This window comes from Rhodococcus sp. 15-649-2-2, from assembly GCF_002258645.1.
In the GTDB taxonomy this organism is placed as follows: Bacteria; Actinomycetota; Actinomycetes; order Mycobacteriales; family Mycobacteriaceae; genus Rhodococcoides.
In genome coordinates this window covers 949,012-965,142 of record NZ_NPFM01000031.1, presented here as the reverse complement: position 1 = coordinate 965,142, position 16,131 = coordinate 949,012, and the positions used below count along the sequence as shown (strand labels likewise).

17 protein-coding genes are annotated in these 16,131 nt (G+C 65.8%); 11 read left to right on the top strand and 6 right to left on the bottom strand.

Annotation, left to right across the window (positions count from 1 at the left end; genetic code table 11):
* The first annotated feature begins 237 nt into the window (after positions 1 to 237).
* From CH305_RS25305 to CH305_RS25290, 4 genes are read left to right on the top strand one after another with little or no spacing between them, the layout of a single operon-like run.
* Entirely contained in the window at positions 238 to 1,065 is an 828-nt protein-coding gene (locus CH305_RS25305) for a biotin--[acetyl-CoA-carboxylase] ligase (RefSeq protein ID WP_032403537.1), read from the top strand.
* Between the two features lie 49 nt (positions 1,066 to 1,114).
* Positions 1,115 to 1,714: a PH domain-containing protein gene (locus CH305_RS25300; protein ID WP_037156216.1), complete on the top strand. Its 600-nt coding sequence runs from the start codon at positions 1,115 to 1,117 to the stop codon at positions 1,712 to 1,714.
* A 39-nt stretch (positions 1,715 to 1,753) separates the two neighbouring features.
* On the top strand, positions 1,754 to 2,434 hold the full coding sequence (locus CH305_RS25295) for a response regulator transcription factor (RefSeq protein ID WP_032403539.1): 681 nt from the start codon (positions 1,754 to 1,756) through the stop codon (positions 2,432 to 2,434).
* Positions 2,435 to 2,440: 6 nt separating this feature from the next.
* A complete protein-coding gene (locus CH305_RS25290; protein WP_094705182.1) occupies positions 2,441 to 3,760 on the top strand; it encodes a HAMP domain-containing sensor histidine kinase in 1,320 nt (439 codons plus the stop codon).
* Between the two features lie 6 nt (positions 3,761 to 3,766).
* Here the strand turns inward: CH305_RS25290 and CH305_RS25285 are convergent, their stop codons facing one another.
* Positions 3,767 to 4,327, bottom strand: coding sequence for a GtrA family protein (locus tag CH305_RS25285; protein WP_032376884.1), 561 nt, complete (start codon positions 4,325 to 4,327; stop codon positions 3,767 to 3,769).
* A 197-nt stretch (positions 4,328 to 4,524) separates the two neighbouring features.
* On the opposite strand from CH305_RS25285, the gene CH305_RS25280 reads away from it, so the two are divergent.
* From CH305_RS25280 to CH305_RS25270, 3 genes are read left to right on the top strand one after another with little or no spacing between them, the layout of a single operon-like run.
* Positions 4,525 to 5,727: a 5-(carboxyamino)imidazole ribonucleotide synthase gene (locus CH305_RS25280; RefSeq protein WP_371828263.1), complete on the top strand. Its 1,203-nt coding sequence runs from the start codon at positions 4,525 to 4,527 to the stop codon at positions 5,725 to 5,727.
* Positions 5,720 to 6,238, top strand: coding sequence for a 5-(carboxyamino)imidazole ribonucleotide mutase (gene purE / locus CH305_RS25275; RefSeq protein WP_032376886.1), 519 nt, complete (start codon positions 5,720 to 5,722; stop codon positions 6,236 to 6,238). Before CH305_RS25280 ends, purE begins: the two co-directional genes overlap by 8 nt.
* On the top strand, positions 6,235 to 6,624 hold the full coding sequence (locus CH305_RS25270; RefSeq protein ID WP_249305490.1) for a hypothetical protein: 390 nt from the start codon (positions 6,235 to 6,237) through the stop codon (positions 6,622 to 6,624). The genes purE and CH305_RS25270 overlap by 4 nt, the downstream gene beginning before the upstream one ends.
* Positions 6,625 to 6,654: 30 nt before the next feature.
* Here the strand turns inward: CH305_RS25270 and CH305_RS25265 are convergent, their stop codons facing one another.
* Together CH305_RS25265 and CH305_RS25260 are read right to left on the bottom strand one after the other, a co-directional pair.
* Positions 6,655 to 7,380, bottom strand: coding sequence for a TIGR03089 family protein (locus tag CH305_RS25265; RefSeq protein ID WP_373454588.1), 726 nt, complete (start codon positions 7,378 to 7,380; stop codon positions 6,655 to 6,657).
* 94 nt (positions 7,381 to 7,474) lie between these two features.
* A complete protein-coding gene (locus CH305_RS25260; RefSeq protein ID WP_032403064.1) occupies positions 7,475 to 8,911 on the bottom strand; it encodes an LCP family protein in 1,437 nt (478 codons plus the stop codon).
* A gap of 446 nt (positions 8,912 to 9,357) precedes the next feature.
* Between CH305_RS25260 and rfbD the strand changes: the two genes are divergently transcribed.
* The 3 genes from rfbD to CH305_RS25240 are packed head-to-tail and all read left to right on the top strand — an operon-like array spanning position 9,358 to position 12,242.
* A complete protein-coding gene (rfbD, locus tag CH305_RS25250) occupies positions 9,358 to 10,212 on the top strand; it encodes a dTDP-4-dehydrorhamnose reductase (RefSeq protein ID WP_094705174.1) in 855 nt (284 codons plus the stop codon).
* A gap of 34 nt (positions 10,213 to 10,246) precedes the next feature.
* Entirely contained in the window at positions 10,247 to 11,158 is a 912-nt protein-coding gene (locus tag CH305_RS25245; RefSeq protein WP_032376890.1) for a glycosyltransferase family 2 protein, read from the top strand.
* Complete coding sequence (locus tag CH305_RS25240; protein ID WP_032376891.1) at positions 11,148 to 12,242, top strand: sugar phosphate nucleotidyltransferase; 1,095 nt, start codon at positions 11,148 to 11,150, stop codon at positions 12,240 to 12,242. Before CH305_RS25245 ends, CH305_RS25240 begins: the two co-directional genes overlap by 11 nt.
* A gap of 16 nt (positions 12,243 to 12,258) precedes the next feature.
* Here the strand turns inward: CH305_RS25240 and CH305_RS25235 are convergent, their stop codons facing one another.
* The 3 genes from CH305_RS25235 to cofD form a co-directional block, all read right to left on the bottom strand.
* A complete protein-coding gene (locus CH305_RS25235; protein ID WP_094705348.1) occupies positions 12,259 to 12,720 on the bottom strand; it encodes an NUDIX hydrolase in 462 nt (153 codons plus the stop codon).
* A 106-nt stretch (positions 12,721 to 12,826) separates the two neighbouring features.
* A complete protein-coding gene (locus tag CH305_RS25230; RefSeq protein WP_094705346.1) occupies positions 12,827 to 14,179 on the bottom strand; it encodes a coenzyme F420-0:L-glutamate ligase in 1,353 nt (450 codons plus the stop codon).
* Between the two features lie 23 nt (positions 14,180 to 14,202).
* On the bottom strand, positions 14,203 to 15,177 hold the full coding sequence (gene cofD / locus CH305_RS25225; RefSeq protein ID WP_094705172.1) for a 2-phospho-L-lactate transferase: 975 nt from the start codon (positions 15,175 to 15,177) through the stop codon (positions 14,203 to 14,205).
* A gap of 718 nt (positions 15,178 to 15,895) precedes the next feature.
* Here cofD and CH305_RS25220 point away from each other — a divergent pair.
* On the top strand, positions 15,896 to 16,129 hold the full coding sequence (locus CH305_RS25220) for a WhiB family transcriptional regulator (RefSeq protein WP_027496498.1): 234 nt from the start codon (positions 15,896 to 15,898) through the stop codon (positions 16,127 to 16,129).
* The last annotated feature ends 2 nt before the right edge of the window (positions 16,130 to 16,131 follow it).

Sequence of the window (16,131 nt, the reverse complement as noted above, 5' to 3'; positions counted from 1 at the left end):
TGGACCCGCTCCACCGCCGCCTCACCCGAGGGATGCTCCGCACCCGCGAGACGTTTACGAAGATCGGCCAATTTACCCGCAGTGGTATGGATATCGGGTGTTTGGGCCGACCCGGGTGCAGTGGATTCCTGGACGCTGGTCATGGGGCAACACTTTAACTGCGAGTGTGATCTGCGACCCGACCGAGGGTGGTTCGCGAAGGGCGTAGGTCGTTGCCGAGCCCATATGCTGGTGCTCATGTGGACAAACCTCGATCGCCCACCGCTCGACGTCCGCGCACTTCGGCGGGCACTGGTGGACGGACCGCAGGCGTCGTGGTCCCGTCTGGACGTGGTTGCCGAAACCGGTTCGACCAATGCCGATCTGGTGGCAGGGGCAGTGAACTATGCCGACCGGACCGCGCTGATCGCCGAGCATCAGGACAACGGTCGCGGTCGGCACTCGAGATCGTTTTCCGGCGCGCCCCGGTCGCAGATCCTCTTGTCGATGCTGCTGAAGTTCCCTGGGATCGATCCAGCGGTACTCGGATGGCTGCCGTTGATGACGGGAATCGCTCTGGTCGACGCGTTACGGACCGTCGGCGAAGTCGATGCGCGACTGAAGTGGCCCAACGACGTCCTCATCCAAGGCAAGAAGGTCTCGGGCATCCTCGCTGAGGTTGCTGCGCACGGACCGTCCCCGACGGTGGTCATCGGGCTGGGGGTCAACGTGTCGATGACCGCGGACGAGTTGCCGGTGTCGACGGCCACGTCGCTCGCTCTCGAGAAGGCAGCGGTTCTCGATCGCGACACGTTGGTGCGCGCGATTCTGAGGGGGGTGGCCGCAGAGGTGGACTCGTGGCGTGACTCGAACTGGAGTACCGACGCGCTCGCGCACCGGTACCGGGATCGGTGCGGAACCATAGGGCAACGCGTTCGAGTCGACCTTCCCGGCGGCGAGGAGAAGTTCGGCACTGCCGTCGACGTCGACGAGCACGGCAGAATGGTGATCGAGATGGAGCACCCCGATTCCGGTCGGCTGGCGGTCGCGGCCGGTGACGTCACTCATCTCCGGCCCGTCTCGTGAGACCATCACACCTTCAGTCGGATGCCGTAGCGAGTAGTCAGGAGTGCACGTGGGGTATCCACAAGACGCGTTGGCCGACGAGGAGGAGCTACTGCTCCATCATCACCCGCACTGGAAGATGCTGATACTTCCGTCGATCACGTTCGTGCTCGTCACCGGCGTCGCCGGTGTAGCCCTCGGCGTCGCGAGTGCGCGACTGCAATCGACCGCCTCACACGTCGCCATGATTGCCGCGGCAGTGGCGTGGGCGGCGATCGTGGGGTGGCGTTGTCTGGTTCCGCTGATCAGTTGGAAGTGCACGCACTTCATCGTCACCGACCGGCGTGTGTTGATTCGCCAGGGCGTGCTGACCCACTCCGGCATCGATATTCCGATGAGTCGAATCAGCAACGTGCAGTTTCGCCACGGCCTGCTCGATCGGATGCTGGGCACCGGAACACTGATCATTGCCTCGGCGTCGGACGATCCACTCGAGTTCGACGACATTCCGCACGTCCAGCGTGTCCATTCCCTGCTCTACCAGCAGGTATTCGACTCGATGGAATACCGCCGCGAGTCCGTGCACGGCCGAGAGGCTGCATTCGAGCCGATGGCCGACGATTCGCCCGTCGAGTCCAAGCCCGGATGGCGCGCTGGAAAACGCAGGTAACACAGGCTGTTCTCACTTTCGAACCGTAGGGTGACCGATGTGACCGACGTGCTGCTTGCCGAAGACGACGAAGCTATCGCTGCGCCCTTGTCCCGCGCTCTCGGGCGTGAGGGGTACACGGTGACCGTCGAACAGACCGGCCCTGCCACCCTCCAACGCGCCTTGGATGGAAAATTCGATCTGCTGATCCTCGACCTGGGGCTGCCGGGTATGGACGGACTCGAGGTGTGCCGGCAGGTGCGGGCCAACCGATCCGAGCTGGCCGTCCTCATGCTGACCGCGCGAACCGACGAGGTCGATTTTGTTGTCGGTCTCGATGCCGGCGCAGACGACTACGTCGGTAAGCCCTTCCGGCTCGCCGAGCTCATGGCCCGGGTCCGTGCCCTGCTCCGCCGCCGTGGGGCGGGGGAGGACGCGCCGATCGAGGTCGGAGCCATTCGTCTCGAACCAGCGGCCCGTCGCGTCCTCGTCGGTGGCACCGAGATCTCGCTCGCGAACAAGGAGTACGAGCTGCTGAAAGTCTTGCTCGATCACGCGGGCCAAGTGGTCTCCCGTGATGTGATTCTGCGCGAGGTCTGGGGCGATGCCGAGCTGCGCGGATCGAAGACTCTCGACATGCACATGTCCTGGCTGCGCCGCAAGATCGGCGACGAGGGACCCGTTGCCGAGCGTCGTATCGCGACGGTGCGCGGCGTCGGATTCCGCATCAACAGCGACTAGTCGTCGATGCGGCGTCGAATTCTGGTCTCGATTCTCGCTGTCGTCGTCATGACGGCGCTGTTGCTCGGTTTGCCCTTGATGTACACGGCGTGGTTGTGGGTCGAGGACTTCACCCGCAACGACCTGCAAGCCCGTCTCGACCGGATGGCGGCGGAGATCATTTCGCAGGAGGGGTCGGCGGGTCTGATCGAAGGCCAACTCGACATCGGTTCGCTTCGATTGGCGATCCCCGAGGGGGGACGGCTGGTGGTCATCTACCCGACCCCCGAGGATGCCGCGTCGCGGGCGGACATCGGCCAGGCGTTCGTGGATCGGCCGCTCGTCGAGTCGTTGTCGATGGGTACCTCGGGTTCACTGCGACTCGAAGTGCCGTCCGATGACATGCGGTCCCTCCAACGCCAGGCGCTCGGAGCGGTGACTCTCGTGGTACTCGCGTCCGCGATGGCAGGCACGGTTGTCGCTGTTCTGACGGCCAAGCGCTTGGCCGATCCGCTGCAGGACGTGGCCCGGCGCGCTGCCCGACTTGCCGAGGGCGACTTTCGGCCGGACCCACGACGGCACGGGATCGCCGAGCTCGACCGGGTCTCGGAAGTACTCGACTCGGCCACCGTCGAGATCGCCGGCCGTCTGCAGCGTGAACACACGCTGGTCGCCGATGTCTCTCACCAGCTCCGCAGCCGCTTGACGGCGGTCCGGCTACGTCTGGACGAAATTTCCACGCACCCGGATCCGGCGGTGGTGGACGAGGCAAACGAGGCGATGGACCAGGTCGACCGGTTGACGCTCGCCATCGACGAGCTCGTCCGGTCCTCCCGCAGCGACGGAGCGGCCGGCGCTCACGAAGTGTCGGTCATCGAGGAACTGACCGGCACCGTCGTCGAATGGCAGCGCAATTTCGAGGACGCAGGCCGCAGCCTGGAGCTGAAGGGCGACATGGATCTCAAGGCGTCGGTGACGGGATCGCGACTGCGGGAGGCGGTGTCGGTATTGGTCGACAATTCCCTGGTGCACGGCGACGGTACGTGCACAGTCGCCGTCAGGGCGGTCTCGGCGGTCGAGAGCACCGATCGACGGCGGGAACGACTGGTCTGCGTGGAGGTATCCGACGAGGGGCCGGGTGTGAGCAACGAACTTGCGCCACACATCTTCGATCGCGGATTCTCCGGTGCCGGATCCACCGGTGTCGGGCTGGCGCTGGCTCGGGCCCTGATCGAAGCGGACGGCGGCAGGCTGGAATTGCAACGTCGCCGACCTGCCTTGTTCTCGGTGTTCATACCGGCGTGGCGTGAACCTTCGCCTGCGGTGTCGCGCCGTGAGCCGCGTTGAGAACGATCAGGGCTTGTCGAGCGCGTCTGCAGCGTCGGTAGGGTCCTCGTTGCGCTCGGCGTCGATCTCGAGAATCGTGCGCGCATTGTCCTCGGGAAAAGCGAAACGCCTGAGCGCCCAGAACCGGAACGCCATCTGGAGAAGATTGCCGATGATGTAGTTCAGGACGAAGTCGATGATGACGACCATCGTCAGCGACTCGCTGGTGTCGCGGATGTCGAAGATGTTGTTCGCGATCCACAGGGGACCGGCAGCAATGAGCACTCCGATTCCGCTGATGCCGAAGAAGAGCAGGGCCTCGTGGTGTCTCTCGCGTCCGCCGCGGTGTTTGAAGGCCCATTCGCGATTGAGAAAGTAGCTCAGCAGGGTGGCGAGCACGCCCGAGATGATCTTGGCGATCACCGGCTTCTGCTCGAGCACCGTCAAGCTCAGCGAATAGAAGATCACGAGGTCGAAGACCATCGTCGTGCCACCCACGATGGCGAACTTGATCAGCTCGCTGTGCCGAATCGCAAGATCCCTGATGGGCTTGGGTAAGCGTCGAAGCACGCTGTCGATCGTCGGCACAACGGTGAAGTCTACGAAACGAACAACCGATCCGACGAACCGACGCTCTGATCATCAGGGTTTCCACAGGTGCTCGCTGGGCCGGCAGTGACGTGTGCGGCTGCCGGTTCGGACCGAAGGCGCAGGACATGACACCATGGTGAGCCGTGACAGGTACCGAACCGCGCCCCACAGCTGCGCGCCCGCCGTCGACCGGAATGCCCGTGGTCACGATGATCGGCGGTGGTCAGCTCGCCCGAATGACCCACCAATCCGCCATCGAGCTCGGGCAGACGCTCCGGGTTCTGGCCGCGGGCTCGGACGAGCCGGCAGCCCAGGTGAGCCCCGACGTCGTCTTCGGTCACCACGACGACCTCGAGGCGCTGCGCACCGCCGCCACCGGTTCCAACGCGCTCACGTTCGACCACGAGCACGTGCCGACCGAGCATCTCGAGACTCTGGTCGCCGAAGGTGTCAACGTGCAACCGCCACCGAGCGCGTTGATCTTCGCGCAGGACAAACTGCGGATGCGGCGCAAGCTGGCAGAACTGGGCGCGCCCGGCCCCGCCTACGCGGAGGTCGCGTGGGCGCAGGACGCCATCGCGTTCGGAGACGAGCACGGGTGGCCGGTGGTCCTCAAGGCCGTGCGCGGCGGATACGACGGGCGCGGTGTCTGGATGCCCGCGGACGCCGAGGAAGCAGAGGCGATCGTCACGGCTCAACTCGACCTGGGTGTACCGCTCATGGTGGAGGAGAAGGTCGCCATGCGCCGCGAGCTGTCGGCGATGGTCGCACGATCGCCGTTCGGTCAGGGTGCCGCGTGGCCCGTCGTGCAGACCGTGCAGCGCAACGGCCAGTGCGCCGTCGTGCTGGCACCTGCTCCCGATCTCGATGAGGACGTGGCCACTTTCGCGGGCCGACTCGCACTCGACATCGCAGGCGCGCTCGGTGTCGTAGGGGATCTTGCGGTCGAGCTGTTCGAGACCACCTCGGGCAAGCTGCTGGTGAACGAGCTGGCGATGAGGCCACACAACTCCGGACACTGGACCATGGACGGGTGCCGCACCTCGCAGTTCGAGCAACATCTGCGTGCGGTGTTGGACTATCCACTCGGAGACACCGATCCACTTGCTCCGCTCACCGTGATGGCCAACATTCTCGGCGCGCCGGAGGCACCGGAGATGACGATGGACGAGCGGCTGCATCACCTGTTCGCCCGCATGCCCGATGCGAAGGTGCACCTGTACGGAAAAGGTGAACGCAAGGACCGCAAGATCGGCCACGTGAACATCCTGGGCTCGTCGTCCGGTTCCCTCGCCGATCCTGCCTACGTGGCGTCGGTACGCGAGCGGGCCGAACGTGCAGCGCACTGGATGTCACACGCCGAATGGACCGACGGATGGGACCCGCACGATGACTGACAACACTCCTGATCCCGGCCCCGCAGTCGGCCTGATCATGGGCAGCGATTCCGACTGGCCGACGATGGAAGCTGCTGCAGAAGCGTTGGCGGAGTTCGGCATTCGGTTCGAGGTCGGTGTCGTCTCGGCCCATCGAACCCCGCAGCGGATGCTGGACTATGCCCGCGAGGCCGCTGGTCGTGGCATCAAGGTGATCATCGCCGGTGCCGGTGGAGCGGCGCACCTGCCCGGCATGGTGGCGTCGGCGACGCCATTGCCGGTCATCGGTGTGCCGGTACCGCTGAAGTATCTCGACGGTATGGATTCGCTGCTCTCGATAGTTCAGATGCCCGCGGGTGTTCCCGTGGCCACGGTGTCCATCGGCGGTGCCCGCAATGCGGGGCTGCTTGCGGTCCGGATTCTGGGTGCGTCCGATCCCGCGCTTCGAGAACGAATGGCTGCCTTCCAGGCGTCACTCGAGGCCATGGTGTTGGAAAAGGACAAGGCTCTGCGCACCACGTTGTTGGGGTGAGGACGGCTGTGTCTCGGCAGGAGCAGATTCGGCGAGCCGGCCGGGGTCGGTGGCAGTCCATGCTGGTGACGCGGCTGGCGTTGGTCTACGCGCGCGTGTGGCGCGGAACCGCGCACTTCGACGACGAGTTCTCGATCTTCGTCTGTACCGGCCTGCGCGGCGGATTCGGCCGTGGCGGAACGACATTCGGTGGCGTTTACCTGACGAAAGCCAACACTGCTCGTCGGGTACTGCGGCACGAGGCCGTGCACGCGGATCAGTGGGCGCATTTCGGGTTGACGTTCCCGTTTCGATACCTCGCCGAGGAGATACGGCATCGTGGGCCTGCGAACAAATACGAAATCCAGGCGGGTCTCGCAGACGGCGGCTATCGACAGCCCGGGTGAGTGCTGCGCTCGCGCGGTGGGGCCCGAGGTTCAGGTCAGGATGGCGGTGACCTTCTCGGTCTCGGTACGTCGCTCGGACTTCGCCTCGTCCGCATTGGTCACCTGAACCAGCGAGGCTCCTGCGACGAGCACCGACAGCAAGCCCTCGATGATCTCGTCGGGGGTGTTCCAGGATGCCGTCGACAGCACGCGATCGGCGGCTGTCCACGAACGAGTCTCGGCACCGGCACGCGCGGCAGCGAGCACCTCGTCCACCGAACGACCGTCCAGAGCCGCTGTCCCGGTTGCGCCTCCCGAGGTCCGGAACTGATCGCCGTGCACCCGCACCGAGGTCGCGTAATCGGTCATTCCGATCGGCAGGTCGGGGACAGCCTTACCGAACGCGTCGAGTGAGAAGGCCAACACCTCGTCGACATCCGGTGCCTCGGCAAGGCGATCTGCCGACACCATGGCCACGTCTGCGGAGTCGTCGGCACCCAGGACCACCTCGCCGCCCGCCCACCAAGCGCCAAGCAGGACCGCGGCCGTCTGCCAGTGTGCGGGCAACAGCACGCTGACCTTGCCGCCTACCTCGAACGCGAACTCGTCACGTAACAGGTTGGCGGTCTTCGCGGCCCAATTGGCGAGTGTCACTGCCGACACCTCTACCCGCTCGCCGGTCGCATCGTCGTAGAACGTGATGCGCGGACCGGCCGGGTCAGCGGCAAGAATCGGGTCGAGCAGGGTCTGAGTCAGATTCGAGGCCACACCACGCACCCTAGATGACGACTCGGCACGCCTGTTCACACGCTGCGTTCCACACGCTGAGAGCAGCACCGTCGAAGTCGACGCACAGGTCGATCGACGCCTGTCAGTTGACGCACATCGGGCCGGTGGAGCCCGCGTCGATCGGAGCCGCGGGCTCCTCAGGAATCGCTGTACCCGACTCGGGTGCAATGGTTTCGGCTGTTGCCGCCTGCCCGGAACCGGGGCCCGCGTAGTCGTCGGCGAGCACCACCCGAACGGTGTCCGACGTCAGCGTGTCGTCCGCGGTGATCTGCAGTCCGCCGAGCGCGGCCGAGACGGCGCGCGCGGCGTCACTGTCGACGTCGGCAGCTTGGATGCGGCTCGACGAGATGGACGAGCCCTCGTAGTTTCCGATGGTCCCGCCGACGTACCCCAACGCCGTCAGGGAACCGGCGACGCCGTTGGCGAGTCCTTCGATTCCGCTGTCGTTCGCGACGTCCACGGTCACCGTCGACGGATCGACCTCCGGAGCCTCGGAATTCTCTGCGTTGGCCTCCGCCGAATTGCCATCGCCGAGCAAACTCGCGACGTACTTCTTCACCGCGGCGGGATCGACCTGGACGATCGATTCGCCATAGTCGGTCGTGGCGTTGATGTCGACGGCGGGGATGGTCTCGAACTTGACCTTGCCTCCGGCGAGATCTTGGAGTCGAGTAGCGAATTGCAGTATGTCCCAGTCGGAGTCGAGCGTCACCGACCGCTGCACCGCGGTGCTCAGCTGACCCAGTTTGCTGGGATTGCTCAGTGTCTTGGCGCTCAACACACTCCGAACGAGCGAGGCCATGAACACCTGCTGACGCACGATACGGTCCAGGTCTCCGCGGGGGAGATCGTGCCGCTGTCGAACGAAGCTCAGAGCCTGCGAACCAGCCAGCTTCTGCTCGCCGGCCGGGAAGTTCGCACCCGAGAGCGGTTCTTGCACAGGGTTGTTGAGGCACACTTCGACGCCGCCGACGGCATCGGTCAACAGCACGAAGCCGAGCAAACCCACCTCGGCGTAGTGGTCGACGGTGATCCCGGTCAAGTTGGCGACCGAATCGATCAGAGCCTCGCGCCCGGCCTCGGTGGCCTGGGACTCCGCATCGGCGTCCGCGACACCTTGCTCCACCAATTCCAGCCGCTTGTTCTCTTTGGTCGCGCCGTACGCGGCGTTGATCTTCGACATCCCGATGCCCGGTACCTCCACGTACGAATCGCGTGGAATCGAAATGGCGGTGGCCGACGATCCGTCGTTCGGGACGCGGATCAACACGATCGTGTCGGTGTTCGACGCCACCTCTTCACCGGCATTGAGCGATGCGAGTTCCTCGGGCGACAACGCGTTGCCGTGGGCGTCGGTGCGGCTGTCCGTACCGACCATCAGGATGTCCACGGCACCGTCTGCGGCGCCGCCGAGACCCAGACCACCTGCGGTGGCGATGTTCGATCGCAGACTGTCGACACTGCGCCACGCGAAACCGGTCACGAGAAGAACGAGGATCGACAGGACCGCAACAGCCACGTGAGTCGGGGGCCAACGGCGACCGCTACCCGCGGTAGGAGCGCCGCGCTCGGATTCCGGTCGCCCGACGGGACCGCGGGGATCACGCTGCCTCGTCCGGTGCGATCGCCCGGTCGATTCGCTGCGGTCGCGGCCGCGTTCGCGGGACCGGCGCTCTCCGCGCTGTTCTTCGTCGGGGTGTCGACGTGCGATACGCGCATCGAGATCGTCGGGGCGGTACGCGCCGCGTGCATCGGAACCGTCGGGTCGCCGGGGAGTGCGCCGCCGCGGCGGGGGAGTGCGCTCACCTCCGGGCGTGCCTGAATCTCGTGGCACCGTTCACGACCCTCTCTCGTTCCGACCGACCTCGGCAGCCGACTGCTTCGTTCTCCCCCCGCTGTTCGAAGGTTACTTGTCGGCGGTCGCTGCCTCGCCCAACCGAACCCGGCGTGCCACACTTGGCAACCGTGAACGCGATCCTGGTAACCGGTGCACACGGCCAGTTGGGCCGCCGAGTGGTGGCTCTGGCCGCAGAACGAGGTAGCGGTGCGCAGGTTCTCGCGTATTCGTCCGCCGACCTGGACATCACCGACCCCGATGCGGTCGCTGCCGTGGTGAGTGCGGGAGCAACGGTGATCAACTGTGCTGCTTACACCGCGGTCGACGCTGCCGAGACCGACGAGGACAGGGCCATGGCCGTCAATGCAGACGGCCCCCGAAATCTCGCGCGCGCCTGCGGGCGTGTCGGTGCCCGGTTGATCCACGTCTCCACCGATTATGTGTTCGACGGCACAGCGACCGAACCGTACGACGTCGACGCGAAGACCGCGCCGCAGTCGGCATACGGACGCACCAAGCTCGCCGGCGAGCTCGCGGTGCGCGAGGAGTTGCCCGAGGCCGTCGTCGTGCGGACCGCGTGGGTGTACGACAACACCGGTAAGAACTTCGTGACCACGATGCAACGGCTCGAAGGTGAGCGCGACACCCTCTCGGTGGTGAACGACCAGATCGGCTCGCCCACGTTCGCCTTCGACCTGGCGTCGGGCCTGCTCGAGATCGAAGCCGACCCCACCGTGGTGGGACGGACCCTGCACTACACCAACGCGGGGCAGGCCAGCTGGTTCGATCTCGCTCGCGCGGTGTTCACGCACATCGGTGCCGATGCCGAGCGCGTGCAGCCGTGTTCGAGCGCCGAATATGTCGTGCCGGCACCCCGGCCTGCCTACTCGGTCCTCTCGCCGACCGCCTGGGTCGACGCAGGCCTGACGCCGGCGCGCCCGTGGTCGGCCGCACTGACGGCAGCCTTGACGCAGTCGAGGTGAGGCTTTCACCCGCGCTCGGGCTACTCTTGCCCGCGTGAGTTCCGAGCTGGCCGTAGTGACGGTGACCTATTCGCCCGGCGAATACCTGGATCAATTCCTGACGTCTCTACGTGAGGCCACGACGCGCCCCTATCGGGTGATCATGGCCGACAACGGCTCGGTCGACGGCACCCCCGAGGCAGCCGAGGCAGCATTCGACGAGGCCGAGTTGCTGCGCACCGGCGCGAACATCGGTTACGGAGCTGCGGTCAATCGCGCGGTCGCCGCCGTGGACCCGGCTGTCGAGTTCGTCGTCGTGGCCAACCCCGATGTGCGCTGGCACCCCGGTTCACTCGACGGACTCCTCGACGCGGCGGCTCGTTGGCCGCGCGCAGGTTCTCTCGGTCCGCTCATCCGCGAGCCCGACGGCTCTCGGTACCCCTCGGCTCGGTCGGTGCCCGATCTGACGTCGGGCGCGGGACACGCGATATTGGGCAAGCTCTGGCCGAAGAACCCGTGGACTCAGCGGTATCGCCAGGAGAACGAAACGGTGACCGAGCGTCCCGTGGGGTGGCTGTCTGGATCGTGCCTGTTGTTGCGGCGGTCGGCGTTCGATTCGATCGACGGATTCGACTCGCGCTACTTCATGTACATGGAGGACGTCGATCTCGGTGACCGGCTCGGCAGAGCGGGCTGGCACAACGTCTACGTTCCCGGCGTCGAGGTCACCCATTCGAAAGGCCATGCCGCAGGACGGCATCCGGAAGTGATGTTGCCCGCACATCACACCAGTGCATACCGCTTTCAGGCCGACAGACACGCTCGGACGTGGCAGGCTCCCTTACGATTGGCTCTGCGTGCTGGTCTCGGTCTTCGCTCGAAGATCGTTGTGACCTCGGCGCTTCGGGCCCGCGCAGTTGACGGACGACTCACGGACGAGAGAACAGAGGCTGGACATGTCGGATAGTTCCCCATCGGTCGCCGCACGTACCGATGCAGTCATTCTGGTCGGCGGCAAGGGAACTCGGCTCAGGCCGCTGACGCTCTCGGCGCCGAAGCCGATGCTCCCCACCGCCGGACTGCCGTTCCTGACCCATCTCTTGGCCCGCATCAAGGCCGCGGGCATCGAGCACGTCGTCCTCGGAACGTCGTTCAAAGCCGAAGTGTTCGAGCAGCATTTCGGAGACGGATCCTCACTCGGCATCGATCTCGAATACGTCTTCGAGACCGAGCCGCTCGGCACCGGCGGAGGCATCAGGAACGTTCTGCCGCGACTGCGCGCCGAGAACGTCATGGTCTTCAACGGGGACGTGCTGGGCGGCACCGATCTGACGGCAGTTCTCGATACGCACCGAACCACCGACGCCGATGTCACGTTGCATCTGGTTCGGGTCGGCGACCCGCGCGCGTTCGGTTGTGTGCCCACCGACGAATCCGGCCGCGTGACAGCGTTTCTCGAGAAGACTCAGGATCCGCCGACCGACCAGATCAACGCCGGTTGCTACGTCTTCAAGCGCGAGATCATCGAGTCGATCCCGGCCGGCCGTCCGGTGTCGGTGGAGCGAGAGGTGTTTCCTGCCTTGCTCGCCGAGGACAAGAAGGTCTACGGACACGTCGACAGCGCGTACTGGCGTGACATGGGTACGCCGGAAGACTTCGTCAAGGGCTCGGCCGATCTGGTCCGCGGCATCGCGCCGTCGCCCGCGCTGCACGGAGATCGCGGCGAATCCTTGGTTCACCCGAGCGCAGGAGTGGCACCGGGCGCACTGTTGATCGGCGGAACCGTCGTCGGCCGCGGTGCCGAGATCGGAGCGGGAGCTCGCCTGGACGGTGCCGTCGTGTTCGACGGTGCGGTCGTCGAGGCCGGGGCCGTTGTCGAGCGATCCATTCTGGGCTTCGGTTCCCGCATCGGACCCCGCGCCCTGGTGCGCGACGCGGTCATCGGCGACGGTGCGGACATCGGAGCTCGATGCGAACTGCTCCGCGGTGCGCGCGTGTGGCCCGGCGTCAAGCTCCCCGACGGCGGAGTGCGTTTCTCCACCGACGTCTGACCCGATCCGCTCGTCGCTACCGGCGGCGTGCAGCGAGCGCGACGAGACGGTCGATCGTCTCGTGCTCGGCGGTGTCCGGCAGAGCGTCGACCGGCCACCATCGAAGATCTGTCGACTCCTCGCTGCGGACCGCCCGGGCACCGTCCTGGGCGCGCACCAGGAACCTCAGGTCGAGGTGCCGGGTCGCCCTACCCAGCGAGCACGTGATCGGGTGCGTGTGCGCCGAGAGCAGTGCCGGATCGATGGTCAGATCGGCGATCCCGGATTCCTCGGTGGCCTCACGCAGCGCCGCGTCGACCACCGTGTGGTCCGTCGGTTCGCAGTGGCCGCCCAGTTGAATCCACCGACCGACCTTCGGGTGAAGAGTCAGTAGCACGTGGGTGCCGGACTCGTTCAGCACCAGCGAGGACGCCGTGAAGTGGCCGGCCTCGTTGGCGCGCAGACACGCATCCGGGTTGCTGTGCAGAAACGCCAGCATCGTGTGCCGGAGCGATTCGTCGCTCGAATCGGACGGTGCCCATCGATCGAGCGATGCTCCGACCGAATTCCACAGAGTCGAATGAGGCGGCGTCGTTGCCGACACGTCAGAGCTCCAACAGTGACGACCCGGGAACCACCGGATCCCGGACCGTCGACGGCTCGTTGGGGTGCCCGATTGCGATGGCTCCCATGGCTTTCCAATCTGCACGCAGTCCGAGTTCGGCACGCACGGTATCGGCGGCGAAAATGGTCGAGCCGATCCAGCAGCTGCCGAGTTCGCGTACTGCAAGGGCAACGAGCAGACCCTGGACCGCGGCACCGACCGCCACGGTGAACATCGTCTCCTCCGCGGCTCGACGCCTCTCGTCGGGGTACGAGTGCGCGCCGTCGGGCACACAGAACGGAACGACGATTTCCGGTGCGTCGAACAGAATGTCACCGCGGCTCAGCCGCGCGGCGATCCGCTCCTCGCTGAGGCCGTCGTCGGTCAGGTCGGCGCGCCACTGCTCGCGCATCGTCTCGAGCAGCCGACGCCGAAGCGCCGGGGTCCTGACCCACACGAACCGGACCGGTCGAGTGTGGTGCGGAGCGGGGGCGGTGAGAGCGTCGGCGACCGAAGCTCGAATCAGCTCGGGATCGACCGAGTCCGAGGAGAACGAGCGCACCGACCGTCTCAGCAGTAGAGCCTCCCGACGGCCACGATCGAGTGCTTCGGCGGTGCCGAGCCAGAACAAGTCGTCCTCGCCGCCGCGAAGGAGAGCCGCCGCGGTGGAACCGTCGTCGACCGGTGCCAAGCCGCGTACGACCGCGATCGGGACACCGCCCAGCTTGCCCTTCACCAGATCACCTGCGGCAGCGAGCTCGTCCGCGATCGCGACCTCGGTGACCACGAGCTCGTTGCCCTGACCGTCCTCGGCTCCGGCATAGGCGTGCAGAACCGGGAGACCCGCTGAGCCGATGGCAGCGTCGGTCTGCCCGATCCGCCAGGCGCGACCCATGGTGTCGGTGACGACCACGGCGACCGTCACCCCCAGCAGTTCGCCGAGAGCGGCGCGCAAGGCTGCGGCGCTGGCATCGGGGTCCTCGGGCAGCAGTGCCAGTTCGCCACCGTCGACGTTGGAGCCGTCGATGCCCGACGCGGCCTGCACGATGCCCAGCCGGTTCTCGGTGATCAGGGTTCGGCCCTTGCGCGCAACGATGCGCACAGCTTCTTGCTCCACCAGCACTCTGCGGGCAGCGTCTCGCTCGTCGGCATCGTGCGGTGCCTGCACCAACCGGCCCTCCACCTTGGAGACGACCTTGCTGGTGACGATCAAGATGTCGCCGTCGCGCAACCACGGCGCTCGCTCGGCGATCGCCGAAGCCAGGTCGTCACCCGGCCTGAATTCCGGGAGTCCGGTGATCGGCAGCATTTCGATCGAACCGCCCGGTGCATGATCGCTCGGTACCGTGGACATCGAGGCGGTCTCGCGTGAATCGGTCACAGGTCGAGTCCAGCCGCGAGCAGCGCGGTACGCGCCATCACCGCTGTGGTCTCGGGGTCGGTCATCAGCAACGGGACCGACTGCACGTCCACTCCGTCGACGACCGCGGCGTCGGTGGTGTGCACCAGCCACGCGTCGAGAATGCCGGTGCCGCTTCGGCTTCCGTAGTAACGGCCCACTGCCTGTGCTGTGGTGTCGACACCGATGACGGACAGGCACTCGTCGGCCATGCCGCGCAACGGCTTACCGTCGACGACGGGGGAGAGGCCGACCACCTTGGCTGCTGTGGTTCTGAGGGCCCCGCGGATGCCCGGGACCGCAAGAATCGCGCCGACGCTCACCACTGGATTGGACGGGGCCAGGATCACGGCATCGGATTCTGTGATCGCTTCGACCACTCCCGGTGCCGGGCTTGCCTGTTCGGCACCGATGTTGGCGAAACTGTGGGTCGGGATCTGCGCTCGGTAACGAACCCACCACTCCTGGAAGTGAATTGCGCGTTGCTGCTCGCCGCTCGGATCGTCCGGATCGGTGACGACGACGTGGGTCTCGGACCGATCGTCGGTGACGGGCAGCAGCCGGACGCCCGGTTGCCACCGGTTGCAGAGGGCTTCGGTGACGGCCGACAGGGGAAATCCGGTGCGCAACATCCGACTGCGGATCAGGTGTGTGGCGATGTCACGGTCGCCGAGTCCGAACCAGTCGGGATCGGCACCGTAGGCCGCCAACTCGTCACGAGCGTTCCAGGTCTCGGCGATGCGGCCCCATCCACGATCGGTGTCGATTCCACCACCGAGGGTGTACATGCACGTATCGAGATCCGGGCAGATGCGAAGACCGTGCATCCACACGTCGTCGCCTACGTTGACCACCGCAGTGATCTCGTGCTCGGGGTTGTCGCCGAACAAGGATTTGAGACCCTGAAGGAACCGCGCGCCACCGACGCCACCGACCAGAACAGTAACTTTCACAACGCACGAGCCTAGTGGGGTTGCGGCGGTGCCGGGCGAGCGCCCACCCGGTGCTGCACCCGTACGAGCGGACCGTGTGGAGGTGCCATAACCGCCGCGACACGCACGGGACGGGCTCCGATTCGGGGAGACAGCCGATTTCGGGCATGTGATGGTATTGGATTTGCGCGATCGGCTTGACCGCGACACACCTGTGCGTGTCTAATCACAGGTATGTCATTCAGTGTTCGCAGCACGAGTTCGATTGCAGCGAGCCTGGTTTCGAACACTCGTTCCCTTCCTGTTCGTCCTTGCATGGACGTCGAGTAGAGGTCGAGAGTTGGACGAACGCGCGAGCGTTCGGACGCGCCAGTTGGATCGAATACCTGCGCGGGGCAAGGTATTCGAGCACACGAAGACCGAAAGTATCTGCGCTACCACAGGTGAGGAGGCGGAAGCGATGTATGACGAGCACGTGACACGTGATCAGCGGGGCGGACCCACTGCACATCTCAGCGCTGTCGACGACGCGCCGCAGACCGAGGCCGACAACGGGGCAGATTCGAGCGTCACGGCCGACGCGGGTTCTGCGTACGTGGGTCGAACGATCGAGACGCAGATCGAGACCGACGCCGATACCGACAACGATGTCGATTCCGACGCCGACCTGATGCCGTTCGTTGCCGAGTCGGTTCCGCCGGCCAAGCCGTTCCTCAGTCTTGTCGCAGGTTTCGACGAGATGTTCGAGGAGATCGAGGATCAGTGGCAGGAGCGCGCACTGTGCGCTCAGACCGATCCCGAGGCCTTCTTCCCGGAGAAGGGTGGCTCGACCCGCGAGGCGAAACGCATCTGTCTCGGCTGCGAGGTCAAGGACGAATGCCTCGAGTACGCACTCGCCAACGACGAGCGTTTCGGTATCTGGGGTGGGCTGTCCGAGCGGGAACGGCGTCGACTCAAGCGCGGTATCGGCTGAGC

Bases quoted from the DNA above. Each gene is read 5' to 3' on its own strand.
- CH305_RS25280 (WP_371828263.1), top strand. From the start codon at position 4,525: ATGCCCGTGGTCACGATGATCGGCGGTGGTCAGCTCGCCCGAATGACC.
- CH305_RS25235 (WP_094705348.1), bottom strand. From the start codon at position 12,720: ATGCTGGCGTTTCTGCACAGCAACCCGGATGCGTGTCTGCGCGCCAAC.
- CH305_RS25220 (WP_027496498.1), top strand. From the start codon at position 15,896: ATGTTCGAGGAGATCGAGGATCAGTGGCAGGAGCGCGCACTGTGCGCT.
- CH305_RS25240 (WP_032376891.1), top strand. From the start codon at position 11,148: ATGTCGGATAGTTCCCCATCGGTCGCCGCACGTACCGATGCAGTCATT.
- CH305_RS25305 (WP_032403537.1), top strand. From the start codon at position 238: ATGTGGACAAACCTCGATCGCCCACCGCTCGACGTCCGCGCACTTCGG.
- CH305_RS25290 (WP_094705182.1), top strand. From the start codon at position 2,441: ATGCGGCGTCGAATTCTGGTCTCGATTCTCGCTGTCGTCGTCATGACG.
- purE (WP_032376886.1), top strand. From the start codon at position 5,720: ATGACTGACAACACTCCTGATCCCGGCCCCGCAGTCGGCCTGATCATG.
- CH305_RS25230 (WP_094705346.1), bottom strand. From the start codon at position 14,179: ATGTCCACGGTACCGAGCGATCATGCACCGGGCGGTTCGATCGAAATG.